The organism is Paenibacillus silvestris (assembly GCF_009882985.1).
Lineage (GTDB): Bacteria > Bacillota > Bacilli > Paenibacillales > NBRC-103111 > Paenibacillus_E > Paenibacillus_E silvestris.
Genome location: NZ_WTUZ01000022.1, coordinates 1,033,552 through 1,047,622 on the forward strand (window position 1 = coordinate 1,033,552; position 14,071 = coordinate 1,047,622).

Annotated in this window: 14 protein-coding genes; all 14 read left to right on the forward strand. The window is 40.5% G+C overall.

Going from position 1 to position 14,071, the window contains the following annotated elements; translation table 11 throughout:
* The first annotated feature begins 10 nt into the window (after positions 1 to 10).
* The 14 genes from GQF01_RS25045 to GQF01_RS25110 all read left to right on the forward strand — a co-directional run bounded on the left by GQF01_RS25045 (position 11) and on the right by GQF01_RS25110 (position 14,053).
* On the forward strand, positions 11 to 712 hold the full coding sequence (locus GQF01_RS25045) for a response regulator transcription factor (protein ID WP_161409547.1): 702 nt from the start codon (positions 11 to 13) through the stop codon (positions 710 to 712).
* Entirely contained in the window at positions 705 to 1,841 is a 1,137-nt protein-coding gene (locus tag GQF01_RS25050; protein ID WP_202556653.1) for a sensor histidine kinase, read from the forward strand. Before GQF01_RS25045 ends, GQF01_RS25050 begins: the two co-directional genes overlap by 8 nt.
* Before the next feature lie 258 nt (positions 1,842 to 2,099).
* Positions 2,100 to 3,260 (forward strand): MGDG synthase family glycosyltransferase, encoded by a 1,161-nt coding sequence (locus GQF01_RS25055; protein ID WP_161409549.1) that lies wholly within the window; start codon positions 2,100 to 2,102, stop codon positions 3,258 to 3,260.
* On the forward strand, positions 3,194 to 4,591 hold the full coding sequence (locus tag GQF01_RS25060; protein ID WP_161409551.1) for a polysaccharide deacetylase family protein: 1,398 nt from the start codon (positions 3,194 to 3,196) through the stop codon (positions 4,589 to 4,591). The genes GQF01_RS25055 and GQF01_RS25060 overlap by 67 nt, the downstream gene beginning before the upstream one ends.
* Positions 4,592 to 4,601: 10 nt before the next feature.
* Entirely contained in the window at positions 4,602 to 5,261 is a 660-nt protein-coding gene (locus GQF01_RS25065) for a TVP38/TMEM64 family protein (protein WP_161409553.1), read from the forward strand.
* 225 nt (positions 5,262 to 5,486) lie between these two features.
* A complete protein-coding gene (locus tag GQF01_RS25070) occupies positions 5,487 to 6,107 on the forward strand; it encodes a DedA family protein (protein ID WP_328803541.1) in 621 nt (206 codons plus the stop codon).
* A 111-nt stretch (positions 6,108 to 6,218) separates the two neighbouring features.
* Positions 6,219 to 6,893: a response regulator transcription factor gene (locus GQF01_RS25075; RefSeq protein ID WP_161409555.1), complete on the forward strand. Its 675-nt coding sequence runs from the start codon at positions 6,219 to 6,221 to the stop codon at positions 6,891 to 6,893.
* Entirely contained in the window at positions 6,890 to 8,296 is a 1,407-nt protein-coding gene (locus tag GQF01_RS25080) for a HAMP domain-containing sensor histidine kinase (RefSeq protein WP_161409556.1), read from the forward strand. Before GQF01_RS25075 ends, GQF01_RS25080 begins: the two co-directional genes overlap by 4 nt.
* Positions 8,297 to 8,411: 115 nt before the next feature.
* Positions 8,412 to 8,999, forward strand: a complete 588-nt coding sequence (locus GQF01_RS25085; protein WP_235960237.1) for an undecaprenyl-diphosphatase — start codon at positions 8,412 to 8,414, stop codon at positions 8,997 to 8,999.
* A gap of 400 nt (positions 9,000 to 9,399) precedes the next feature.
* Positions 9,400 to 10,311, forward strand: a complete 912-nt coding sequence (locus GQF01_RS25090) for a hypothetical protein (protein WP_161409560.1) — start codon at positions 9,400 to 9,402, stop codon at positions 10,309 to 10,311.
* An 86-nt stretch (positions 10,312 to 10,397) separates the two neighbouring features.
* Positions 10,398 to 11,135, forward strand: coding sequence for an ABC transporter ATP-binding protein (locus GQF01_RS25095; protein ID WP_161409562.1), 738 nt, complete (start codon positions 10,398 to 10,400; stop codon positions 11,133 to 11,135).
* Positions 11,122 to 11,874, forward strand: a complete 753-nt coding sequence (locus GQF01_RS25100) for an ABC transporter permease (RefSeq protein ID WP_202556722.1) — start codon at positions 11,122 to 11,124, stop codon at positions 11,872 to 11,874. Before GQF01_RS25095 ends, GQF01_RS25100 begins: the two co-directional genes overlap by 14 nt.
* Before the next feature lie 17 nt (positions 11,875 to 11,891).
* Positions 11,892 to 13,370 carry a sensor histidine kinase gene (locus GQF01_RS25105; protein WP_161409566.1) on the forward strand — a complete coding sequence of 493 codons (1,479 nt, stop codon included), beginning with the start codon at positions 11,892 to 11,894 and terminating at the stop codon, positions 13,368 to 13,370.
* On the forward strand, positions 13,367 to 14,053 hold the full coding sequence (locus tag GQF01_RS25110; RefSeq protein WP_161409568.1) for a response regulator transcription factor: 687 nt from the start codon (positions 13,367 to 13,369) through the stop codon (positions 14,051 to 14,053). Before GQF01_RS25105 ends, GQF01_RS25110 begins: the two co-directional genes overlap by 4 nt.
* Positions 14,054 to 14,071: the final 18 nt, after the last annotated feature.

Sequence of the window (14,071 nt, forward strand, 5' to 3'; positions counted from 1 at the left end):
GTGATTGAACTTGACAATCAGCGTTCTTGTCGCAGACGACGATCCAGAAATTCGCGACGTCATTCGTATTTACCTGCAAAATGAAGGTTACTGCGTTTTTGAAGCGGAGGACGGCGTTCAAGCACTCGAGCAGCTGCACCGTGAATCGATTGATTTGATCATTCTGGACGTTATGATGCCGAATATGGATGGAATCAGAGCTTGCTTCAAGATTAGAGAGATGACGAAAATTCCGATCATTATGCTCTCAGCCAAAAGTGAGGATATCGACAAAATAACAGGGCTTACGACCGGGGCGGACGATTACGTGGCCAAACCGTTTAATCCGCTGGAGCTGATTGCAAGAGTCAAGGCGCAGTTGCGCAGACAAACGTTCACCGGCGCTGCTGATCATCAGGTCAAAGCTTCCGATGGCAGTGTAGTTGAAATCGACGAGCTGCTCATTAACAAAACCAAGCATCTCGTGACGGTACGCGGCCGGGAAGTGCCTCTTACGCCAATCGAATTCTCCATTCTTGAGCTGCTTGCCGGCCATCGCGGACAAGTGTTTAGAGTAGAGCAAATTTATAGAAACGTTTGGAAGGAAGACAAATTTTTATCTGACAATACAGTAATGGTCCACGTGCGCAACATTCGTGAGAAGATTGAAGACAATCCGCGTGAACCGCGATTTATCAAAACGGTTTGGGGAGTGGGTTATAAAGTTGAATAGAGACTTCTTTTCCCTCTTAAACTGGAAAAAAAGCATTAGGCTGCGCTTGCTCGGATCGCTTCTCTTTAGCCTTATCGTCTCTTTTATCGGATCGTCCATCATCAATAACCTTTTGAGATTTATATTGCCGCAGATTATTGCACGGAAGACTGAAGGCGCAACTATCGACTTCGTTGGCGTGGCCTTTACTTTCCTCTCGTTTTTGTTTTTCTTTTTGCTCCTATTTTTCTTCCTGATGCGACCTATCGTCAAGAAAGTGAGAACTCTTGCCGACGGACTCATGGCGATCGCCAAGGGGGATCTCAATTATCGGGTGCCCCTTCCGGGCCAAGACGAGCTGGGGGAAGTCGCGCAGAACATCAATTACATGGCCGAGCAGCTTCAAAGCATGATGAAGAGAGAACGTCAGATCGAGACATCCAAAATGGAGTTGATCACGCACGTATCCCATGATTTGCGCACGCCTTTGACGAGCATCATCGGCTATTTGAACCTGCTCAAAAATGACCACTACCACGATCTCGACGAACACAAGAGGTACATCCATAACGCTTTTAACAAGACCCAGCAAATGAAAAAGTTAATCGATGATCTGTTCGAGTATACCCGCCTTACCAGCGGCGACACCAATCTTACTTTCCAGAAGATCGACCTCAACAGCCTCCTAGAGCAAATCATCATCGAGTTCGAGCCGATCGCGCAAGAGCTCTCTCTAACGGTCAAAAAGGATTGGGAACAACATTCGCTATTTGCTCATGTTGATGTTGAAAAGCTGATGCGTGCGATCGATAATCTGCTCATGAATGCACTCAAGTTTTCCTTGAAGCCCGGTGAAATTACGGTTCGGCTTGCCCAGCATGGCCCATCTATCCTGTTTACAGTTGAAAATTGGGGAAACCCGATTACCAAGGAGCAGGAGAAGCTTTTGTTTGAGCGTTTCTATAAGGCGGAGCCCTCCAGGCGCGATCGAGACATGCCTTCGGGTGCAGGACTCGGTTTATCGATTGCGAACTATATCGTCGAGCTGCACGGAGGAAAAATCGGACTAAAGCATGCGAACGGGCATTTCACCTTTTTTATTGAATTGCCGAAAAGGTCTCAAACCATAAAATACAATGAGAGTGAATAGCAGATATAAGAAGGATCCACCGCGGTGGATCCTTCTTATATCTGCTCAAATGTTGGGCAAAATTGCAAACTACTCTTACGTTTAATCGGCCTAGCGTATTTTCGTTAAAATGCTGGCGGCGCTGGAAAGAATCATTTTTCTGATTTATTTCAAAAAATTAAGAAAAACTTAAGAATTAGTCCATACCTACGTAAATATTATTCATTATGATGGGTTTAATCTTGGAAATGTAGACTAACGCTGTGGAGGAAATGTGAATTGACACAATTACCTAGGATTCTTGTGCTTACTGCGGGCTATGGCGCGGGGCACGAACTAGCAGCTTATGCAATTAAGGAGTATTGCCATCGACATGACCTTGCGAACGTTCAAATTATTGATTTGATGAAAGAAGCTCATCCGATAATAAATAAAATATCAACTTCTGTGTATATGAGTAGTTTTCATGCTGCGAGATTTGGTATCGATTATTATGGTTGGAGCTATTATTTGACTCAAGAAAACAATGCCTATAGTCCTGTTCTTGCTGGATTAAATCGGTTAGGAACTAAACAAATGTTCGAGATTATACAGAGAGAAAAACCGGATGGCATTATCAATACATTTCCTTACGGAGCTTCTCCCACTGTAAGCAAATCTTTCGGTATTCCAACGTTCACCATCATGACCGATTATGTCATTCACGCAAGATGGCTTCATTCTACAATTGACAAATACTATGTTGCAAGTGAAGATATGAAGTCTACTATGATCAAGAAAGGGATCAATGAAGAGGTCATAGAAGTAACGGGAATACCAATTCGAGATGCGTTTGAAAAAAATAACTATCCAAATGAGAATAAAAACAATAAAAGGATACTTGTTATTGTTGGCGCATATAGTCAACTTGGTATTACCGCTAAAATGATAAAAAGCCTTGATATGATAAGGGATTGTCATATTACAGTGGTATGTGGTCGAAATGCTAGGCTGAAACAACTCCTTACCAGGAAATTTCAAAGTAATTGCAGAGTAGAAATTTTGGGATTCGTCGAGCGGATGGATGAACTCATGGCATCAGCGACATGTATCATTAGTAAAGCAGGCGGATTAACATTAGCTGAATCTCTTGCTTTAAAAATTCCACTTTTCATATATCGGCCGTTCGCGGGTCAAGAAAAGGATAATGCAACTTATTTTTCAGAAAAAGGAATCGGATTTATCAGTTATCGTATGATAGATCTCGTAAACCAAATTCGTCAATTTGTAGATAATGATACTTGCATTTCTCAAGTAAAAAACAATATGGATGTCTTACATCATAGACAAGCAGCAGAACGGATCGTTACGGACGTTCTTAGGACTATATTTGGATGCAGAAGAGAACAAGCGATTTCGAATACACCCATGATATTACAATCCTCTCTAGAAAGAATGTGATTGTCTTGCATACATTGTTATGGAGCATCTTCATCGTATTGCTTCTATATACAATTTTGCCTACTATTACTGTTCGTTTACTTTATTTGTGGGTGTACAAAAAGAAGGTGACCAAGGATGGGATCGCTTTAACTTTTGACGATGGTCCTGATCCAGAGTTTACACCGCAGTTGTTGGATCTTCTCTCCAAATATCAGGTCAAAGCCACATTCTTTGTACTTGGATCTAAAGCGGAGAAGTATCCAGATATCATCCAACGTATTCATCAAGAAGGTCATCTGGTTGGCATTCATAATTATGTTCATTGGACGAATGCATGTATGACCCCCAAAAAGGTTCGAAAGCAATTAACAGATTCTGTAGAGGCGATTGAGAAAATTATTGGGATAAAGCCGATTTATTATCGTCCGCCTTGGGGTATTATTAATGTCTTTGACTTGTTTTTGGTGAAGCGATTTCGTTTGGTGCTCTGGTCGTTAATGGTAAAAGATTGGAGAAGTAAGGGAGGCATTGAACGGATAAAATCAAACTTGCTAGCCAAACTGCAAGCGAATCATATTATCGTACTTCATGATAGTGGGCAGACTTTTGGGGCAAACAGAGATGCGCCTCAATATATGTTGGAAGCCCTCGATGCTTTCCTTGAAATCTGCAAACAGCGAAGCTTTACCTTTCTACCACTAGACACCTATTTACTGTTGCTTCAAGTTAAGAAGCGAGCACCTAGTCGACTTGCAAAGAAATTCCTCGTTTTCATCTGGTTAAAATGGGAGCGTGTTTTCAATCGGTTATTCAATATCCGGCCAATTGATGTGGATAATCAAATTTTTTATAGCCGAGTGTGCAAGTATCACGGGAAAACGATCCATTTGGGAAGTGGGGAAGAGCTGAGTTCCGGAGATCTGGTTATTGAGCTTCATTTTAATAATGAGAAACTACATCAATTGATTACCGAATCTAACTCAATGTTTCAACTTGCTGTAAAAATGAAGCAAGATGTACAGAGCTTTCTGCCCACGCTGGCACAACATGTTCATCTCTTGCCCGAAAAGGTTAAAGCGATTTACGGAATCACTATGATTCATAGAGGTTCAAGACAATTAGGTTTTACCGTGACAGAGTTACCAAAAGGTTTGTTCAGCAAACTTACACAGCTCTATTTAAAGATGTTATTATACGTTCTTCATCCTAACGGAAAAGATCGATTAAAACTGAAAAGTGAACTATTGTCTCCTAGAATAGCAACTATTTCTACGGAGGAGCTCTACAATAAATACGCGGTTTCTGTGGAACCTATACCGATCCCAGAACATGCGATTTCGATCAGTTAGGAAGTTTTATATGAAGCAAACAGGACCTAATATGAAGCTTTTAAGCGTTATAAGTATACTTGTCATTGTAGGTATCTCAAGCTATTATCTTTATCTTGTTTATACCGGAGAAGCAGAAGGACTCATTAATCGTATTCGGGATCTTGGGTGGATAGGCATTATCATTGGCATCCTTGTGCAATCTATTGTTAATATTCTCCCGGTACCCGGGGAGTTTATCTCTATCGCACTCATGGAAATATATGGTCCCCTATGGGGCGGTGTTTATTCATGGATAGGCGGTGTACTAGGCGCGGTGGGGGCGCTGTATGTAACCAAATGGATTGCAAAGCCTTTCTTCAGTAAATTAGCGCAGCCATTTCTTCAAAGAGTAGAAGAGTTCACAAAGAGGCATGAAACGTTTGGACTTTTACTCATTCGATTCGTCCCTTTGGTCCCGTATCATTTTGTGAATTATGCGTTGGGTTTTTTGAAAATAAACATATGGCCTTTTATCTGGACCACGGGCTTGGGCATACTTCCCTTTACGATTGCAATGAGTGGTCTTTATGCGGGGGTTCGTAATGGTTCACTCTTATGGGGAGCTATTGGCATCGTCATATTTATAGGATTGCTAGGATTAAGCTTGCTGATAAAAGGAAGGCGCAGAGGAGTCTCCGACCGGGTATGAAGTCGGTTAAACTTAAGCTATCATGAGCGGATCCTTCATATATGCAAATAGGAAAGCACCGCGTTAAATCTTATCGCGGTGCTTTTTTCTGTGCTTTTTTTATTTCACATCGGTTAATGAAAGTTCTCATTTAATTCTCATTTTTTATTGTTATGGTAGGGAAGCGAATCGATCTATCAGAGGTGTTTTACTGACAAATTCGCACAGAAATATACGATTGAGGTGATTTTATTGCATCAGTTAATTGAATGGATTTCAAATAATGCTATAGGATTAGTCACTAGTTACGGAGTACTCGGAATCTTTATTGGGATGTTGCTTGAGAGTGCTTGTATTCCCATCCCAAGTGAAGTCATCATGCTTTTTGGAGGCTTTTTCATTCAAAAAGGTGCCTTTCATTATTTTGAGGTTGTTAGCGCTGGTGTCTTAGGCAATTTAGTAGGATCTATCCTTATTTATTGGGTAGGAGCAACTGGGGCAAGAACATGGATAGAGAAATACGGTAAATACGTATGGATTCAAGCTGAGCATATTAATAAAGCTGAGCGCTGGTTTAATCGATATGGCGAATACGCGGTTTTTTTTGGAAGAAATTTACCCATCATTCGCACATTTATATCTTTACCAGCAGGTATTGTAAAAATGAATTTCCCTCGCTTCGTTATCTTTACTTTTCTCGGATGCTTACCTTGGAATTTGGCATTAACGTATGTTGGTTATAAACTAGGAGAAAACTGGAATCGCGTCGAGCCCTACATACGACCGTTCAGCTATGGGATAGCGCTTGTACTTGTCGTGCTTATTGGCAGACACATTTATAAACTAGTTCGAAATCATGCTCAGTAACTAACTAACCCCAGGCCTCTGGGGATTTTGTATAGAAAAACATCTAGATCTTCAAACTACGCGGGGGATACATTTCTTGGTAGACTCTAAATATGAGGCAAGGAGATAACGATGAAAAGAATATTGCTCATTGAAGATGAAAAAAACTTAGTTCGATTTATTCAATTGGAGTTGGAGCATGAGTCTTTTGAAGTGCAGGCAGCTTATGATGGTAAATCTGGATTGGATTTAGCACTTCAAGAGGAGTGGGACTTAATCTTGTTGGATATCATGCTGCCGGGGCTTAATGGCATTGAGGTATGTCGCCGGATTCGTGCGGCTAAGAAGACACCGGTCTTGATGTTGACAGCCAGAGATAGTGTTGTTGATCGCGTATCTGGCTTGGATAGCGGTGCCGATGACTATATGCCCAAACCATTTGCTATTGAAGAATTATTAGCTCGAATAAGAGCTATTTTCCGTCGTTTGGAGTTAGAGAGAGATTCCTCTCATGCCATGCTTTCTTTTCAGAATATTTCTGTTGATGTGGATGCCCATTTAGTTTATAAAGATCAGCAGATCGTTTCGCTTACGAAACGTGAGTTCGATCTATTAGTGATGTTCATGAGAAATCACCATCTTGTATTAACACGTGATATGCTTCTGGACCACGTATGGGGATATGATTCATTGGTTGAGACGAATGTGGTCGATGTTTATGTACGATATTTGCGAAACAAACTAGGTAATAACGGTGAAACTAGTTTAATTCATACTATACGAGGAATAGGATATGTCATGAGATGATTGAACGTCTAAGAATGAGCCTGCGGCGCCTCCCGATCAAATGGAAGCTCATGTTAGGAGCTACGGCATTAATCTTTTTAATATTTTCTTCCTATAATTTATCTCAATATGTAGTACTGAAACAGTGGATGATGAAACAAGAGAAAGACCAAATACAAGTCAATATGATTCAGCTTGAAGATTATTTTCACGAGAAATTAAATAGGGCAGAGACTCTGCAAATGACGGATAGTCGATCTTATTTAGAGAAAATAATTGGGAAAAATCAGTTGATACGTATTATTGATAAGGAAGGAACAGCTCAACTGACTGTCACAAACCATTTTAATGAGAGCTGGGTTTCACCGAAGCCCATTCATTCACCTGAGCTTTTCGACATTACCTATCAGCAAGAACATATTTTAATTTATAGGAGTCCATTGATAACCTCTGGATTTGTTGGAACTATTGAACTGGCAAGTAACTTGGAAACATTCGATCACTTTAGCCAGACGATTTTGTGGGTTATGTTAATCGGCGGGGTGTTGGCTATTTTCATAAGTGGAATTGGTGGCTTAGCCATTGCTCGGCAGTTTATGCATCCGATTCGAACATTGGCATCAACTATGCTGAGCGTCAAAGAGAATGGACTAAAGGAGCGGGTTGTTCAGATAGAAAATGGGGATGAATTATCCAGTCTAGCGAAGCTCTTTAATGAATTGATGAATCAACTCGAAGCCTCCTTTCGCCAACAGAAGCAGTTTGTTGAAGATGCTTCGCATGAACTTCGAACTCCAATAACCATTTTGGAGGGGCATCTATCGTTATTAGACCGATGGGGTAAATCGGATCCTGTAGTGCTTGATGAATCCTTGTCAGCATCCCTTCAAGAGACTAGACGTTTGAAAGGCATTGTTCAAGAACTTTTGACCTTAACAAAAGCTGAGTCTCAATTCTCATATGAAAATAGAGATCCGATTCTACTAGAACCGATCATTCATGAGACAATAAAAAGATTGGAACTGCTCCATCCTGATTTTGCATTTAAAGTGAATTTAGAAAAAATAAAAGGTGTTTTCCTATCGATAAATCCTTTGCACGTCGAGCAAATTCTTCTAATCGTGTTAGATAACGCAGTTAAATACACGACCGATGATAAGAGAATTAACATTGAGGGTATCCGATTGGAAAATGAGGTTCAAATAACCATAATGGATTATGGAATTGGAATTCCCCAAGAGGAGTTAACTTATATATTCGACCGCTTCTACAGGGTGGATAAGGCAAGAAGTCGTGAATTAGCAGGTACAGGACTTGGGTTAAGCATTGCTAAGCGACTCATGAATAATCATCAGGGAGAAATAACAGTCAGCAGTCAGGAGAAAGTCGGGACAAAAGTAAGTTTGAGATTCCCCATATCGTAAAGTTGACCAATCAATCATTTCTCATCTTCTTCTCATCTTCCCCGTGTAAAGTTATTGTAAATGGTCGAGGCCATCTACTTTATATAAGGGATTGATTATAATGGGTATCACTCAGATGGACTATCAGTTGTTTCAGTTGGTTAATGATTTAGGGCGCACGATAACTGTTCTAAATCCTCTGATGCGTATGTTTGCTTCATATGCAGAGTATGTATTTTATATGGGCATCGTGATTTATTGGTTTGTTAGGCGTCAAATCAATCGGCAGATGGTAGCGCAATCGCTTATTTCTGCCTGTGTTGCATTTGCATGTAGTGGAATTATCGGGTATTTCTTCTACCGAGATCGCCCTTTCGTAACACATTCGGTGCTTCAATTAATTGAACATCCAGCGAATACTTCATTTCCAAGTGACCATGCGACAGGAGCATTTGTTATTGCAGCTTCCATCTGGATGTTCCGCAGAAAAGAAGGCGCAGTTTGGCTCGCCCTAGCAGCTTGTATTGCTTTCTCCAGAGTATGGACAGGGATTCATTATCCATCTGATGTTGTGGCAGGAGCATTGCTTGGAATAGCAGCCGCGGTTGCTGTACATCGATTATTTCGTAGAGTTTCAAAAGCGCAAAACATTCTGAATCGAGTTATTCAGTGGTATGAAATTGTGGAGTGCAAAATATGGAGAAAAAAGATCGTAAGTAAATAATCAACAGCACTGCAGCTTGTTGAATTATAAAATCCGTTCAGAGATGAACGGATTTTTATTTTCGAAAATGAAGAGTTAAGAAAGTTTTAAGAAATGGTTCACAAGCGTTTCATTTTTATTGCCTATGATTTAGTTGTAAGAGACTTTGAGCTACGCTCAAAGATCCCAAAGCAGAGAGACTTTGAGCTACACTCAAAGATCCCAAAGCAGAGAGACTTTGAGCTACACTCAAAGATCCCAAAGCAGAGAGACTTTGAGCTACGCTCAAAGATCCCAAAGCAGAGAGACTTTGAGCTACGCTCAAAGATCCCAAAGCAGAGAGACTTTGAGCTACGCTCAAAGATCCCAAAGCAGAGAGACTTTGAGCTACACTCAAAGATCCCTATATTAGGAGGAAAACATGAAAAAGTGGATGATGTTAGGCAGCGCGGTTGGGATTAGCAGTATTGTCATGGTGACAACTGGGTTTAGTGCATTGGCGAGCACATCGGGGTATGAAGCATATAAATCAGCGCTTAAAAATACCAAAACGGTGCAAAATGTTGCTGTACAAGCAGAAGCGGCTTTGCAAGATAATGGGGCTATGCTTGCCAGTGCGAAGGGGGATTTTAAAGTTAGTCTAGATTCGAAAACAGCAAGCGGAAGCGCAGATGTACTAGTAGGTGGCACTCAGCAAACACTTAGCTTCTATAAGGAAGAGAATCAAACTGTACTTAAATCAGCTGCCAGTGATGTGTATTTCGTGAAACAGGAGAACGAGAAGAAACACAAAACCGAGAGTAAGCTGAATGAAACGGAAATTCCTCAGCAAGTTGAAACGGTCATTGATGCATTAGTCGGGAACTTGAAAGACTTTGTTGCTATCGATACGCAAGCAGACGGCTCCAAAGAAATATCCATCCAACTGGACAATGCTCAGATTCCAACTGTCGTGAATGCATTAGCTCCAATTGCTATTAAAGAAGCTACCAAAGAAGAGGGTGGCGAGATGAATGATGCTGCTCAGGCGAATGCGATGCCATTTCAAGACGATTTCTTGAAGAAAGCAGCTCCGCAATTGACCCAGGACATTAAAATCGAGCATGTATCGATTAAAGCAACAGTTAATACAGATAATTATCTTTCACATCAAGAAGCAGATCTAACCGTTTCGGGTAAAGACGATGCAGGTACTGCACATCAAGTGACTCTTCACCTTCAAGCGAATCTGTCTGGATATAATCGTACAACACCCGAAACCATTGATCTTACTGGTAAAAGTGTACAAACGTTGAAACACGATCACCAAGGCAAACATGATGATAACGAATAAATAAAGGTTTACACAGAGGTAATTGTTCATGCAGACAGGTCTCCCTATTGGAGCTTGTCTGCTGTTCATGGAATAGGGGGTACTCCATGCATATTATTTTGGAAACAACGAATTTAAGTAAAGAATATGACAATAAGCGTGGAATCCAGGACATTACGCTTCAACTGCATGCTGGTGATATATATGGTTTACTCGGACCAAACGGTGCTGGGAAAACGACATTTCTGAAATTAATTACGGGGTTAATTCGCCCAGATCGAGGAACAATTACGTTGTTTAATTATAAAATGCCTGAATATTTCGAAGCGGGTATGCAGCATGTTGGCACCATGATTGAGTCGGCTGATTTCTACGATTTTCTCACTGCGAATCAGTATTTAGAGCTAGTGGCCCGATTCTATCCCACTGTCGTATCCAAACGAATTGAAGAAGTATTGGATCTTGTAGGCTTATTCCAAGTGCGCAAAGAGAAGATTAAAGGTTATTCCACAGGAATGAAGCAGAAATTAGCACTAGCCGCGGCCATACTGCCTCAACCGAAGCTCGTTATCTTAGACGAGCCTACGAATGGCCTGGATATTGAAGGGACGGTCATGTTTCGAAAGTTGATAAAGAGGATGTCGGCTGAAATGGGAACGTCATTCTTAATTTCGAGCCACATGATTCACGAGCTAGAACAGTTGTGTAATCGAGTAGGGATCGTTGTAGGGGGGCATTTGAGAAGAGAAGGATACGTCACTGAATTATTGGAAGAAAATCAATCGTTAGAGCAATTCTATATCGATGAGCTTCAGCTTCCAAAGGAGGACAATGCGAGTGCATAAATGGAGTGCTGCTTACCTAAATGAGCTTTACTTAATGTTTTATCGAAAAAAGTTTGTGATGTATGCTGTTTTTTCAGCTATTTTACCGATATTACTAGCTATTTCACTACAAGCTTTACAGCCCTTACTTGGACTTTTTGCGGTTAGCCAGTCCTTTCCGATCGAGATGTTATCGATCTATACGGGTATTTGGATTCCGCTTTTGATAGTAACAATTACGGCTGATTTATTTCCAGGTGAAGTAGGATCCAGAACGATGAAACTTGCGCTATTGCGACCTAATTCACGGTTTCAAGTGTATGGAATGAAAACAGCCGCTCTTATCACGTGTATTGCTGCAATTTTGATTGTACTCGGTGCTGTGAGTTCTATTTGCAATCTTTTTGCTGGAACAACATCAAGTTTTACGGAGATCATAGGGATGTTGAAAGCTTATGTTGCAGCATTTATTTCTATGGTAGCATTATCATCTTTGTTTATATTTGTTTCGCAGTTTTTTAAATCAGCCAGCGGATACATGGTTTTTGCACTCATCCTTTTTGTTGCTGCCAAGATTGCACCTTTCTTGCTGCATGCTTTCGCTGCATTTTCACCAACATCGTATACAGACTGGCATATGTTATGGTTAAGTCAGACCGTATCCGCCGGTAAATTATTCACGACTTCACTTTTCTTGTTCTCAAGTTGTATCTTGTTCATGGCACTAGGTTACTATAAATTCGATCGAAAAGAAGTATAAATAAATGGGGTCTGTACATGTCAATTCGTTTGAAACTACTGCTTTCCTATGCCGCAATGCTAATAATTCCACTTGTTATGATGATGATAACGGCACTGCTATTAATCTTGGTATTCCGTGGAGATTTCCAAGGGATTCGCGATCAACTAAACTCTGGTGTTGGCTTATTCGAGAATCAGAACCTAGAGCATACCTTCAAGGAAATGAAACGAACCTCGGAGAAAAATCCGACCCTGCTTGCCGACCTGACTTATCTGGCAGACATTGATCAAGAACTTCAAATCAACAACTCAAATATGATTGTACGCAAAGATAATACGTTGGTGTATGTATCCCCAACTTTACAAAATTCGGATGTTCTTCAGCAATTACCCACATTTAAGCATCCTGGTCATCCGGAACATGAGGATGCCAAACGCATTGGGAACGAGCTGTTAGAGATTAGTTCTTTTGATTTTTATTTTTCCGGTGAACAGCCTGGAAGCGTCTTTATTATAACGACCGTTAATCCGTTAGTTCATTTTGTGCAAAAATTTTTCCCAATTCTTTTTATCACGCTGCTTATTATATTAATTCTGACGCATAGCTCACTTACTTATTTTGTTTCTAAAAGCATTATTTCTCCACTGAGCAAATTAAAGAATGCAATGAAAAGGATCCAGTCTGGTGATCTAGACTTCCAAGTTCAAATAACAAGTACAGATGAGATCGGTCAGCTTAGTCTTGCTTTCGAACAAATGCGTAAACAATTGCAAGAATCCATTCAAACACAAGTTCAGTATGAGGAAAACCGTAAAGAATTGATTTCTAATATTTCGCACGATATTCGGACCCCGCTTACGGCCATTAGAGGTTATATCGATGGACTAGGTGATGGAATTGCCGATACCACGGACAAAAGACAAAAATACATCGAAATCATTTCTTCCAAAGCGGAAGAGATGGATCATTTAATCGATGAATTATTTCTGTATTCTAAATTGGATTTAAAACGTGTACCGTTTAACTTTGAAGTCGTCAATTTCTCCGATTTTCTAGTGGATTGGTCGGACGAACTTGAATTTGAACTCCATAAAAAAGGCGTCCATTATAAGTCAGATATCGCAATTGACCAGCAGACACTGGTTTCCATTGATCGGGACAAAATGAGACGCGTCTTTTCTAACATCGTAGACAATTGCTTGAAATATATGAATAAAACAGAGAAGTCTATCACTTTACAGGCAACGATAGCAGGGACAAGTGTCATCATAGAAATTAGGGATAACGGTGCAGGTGTAGCCGCAGAAGCACTTCCACAAATTTTTGACCGTTTTTATAGGGCAGATCCATCTAGGAACAGCAACAATGGGGGAAGCGGTTTAGGGTTAGCCATTTCGAAACAAATGATTGAAGGGCATGGCGGAACAATTAGCGCAAGTAGCAGGAAAGGTGAATGGACCTGTATTACCATAAAATTACCACAAAAGATGCATAAAGATGGTGAGAATTCATGAAACAAATACTTATTGTAGAAGATGAACAACTCATTGCAGAACTTGAACGAGATTATCTGGAGGTAAATGGATATAAGGTCGATATCGCAACAGACGGCGAACAAGGCCTTAAGTTGGGTCTTAGTGGAGAGTATGACTTAATTATACTAGATGTCATGCTACCGTTATTAAATGGATTTGAAGTATGCAAGCAAATTCGTGAGAAATTTCAGATTCCGATCTTGATGGTTACTGCGAAAAAAGAGGATATTGATGTTATTCGTGGACTAGGGTTAGGTGCTGACGATTATATTACGAAGCCATTCAAGCCCGGAGAATTAGTAGCAAGGGTCAAAGCACATTTAGCACGTTACGAACGATTGATCGGTACCAAGGAAAATAAAGATGAAATTCGCATTCAAGGCCTCTTAATTGATAATAGCTCCCGTCGCGTATTTGTACATGATCAAGAGATTAATATTACAACAAAAGAGTTTGATTTACTCTACTTTCTAGCTATGAATCCGAATCGCGTATTTAGCAAGGATCACCTATTTGAACGCATTTGGGGATTTGATGCAATGGGAGATGCACAGACAGTTACGGTCCATATCCGTAAATTAAGGGAAAAAATTGAAGTCGATCCATCCAACTCGCAATACATTGAAACGGTATGGGGAGCAGGTTATCGGTTCCGATTATAAAAGTATGTGATGAAAGGT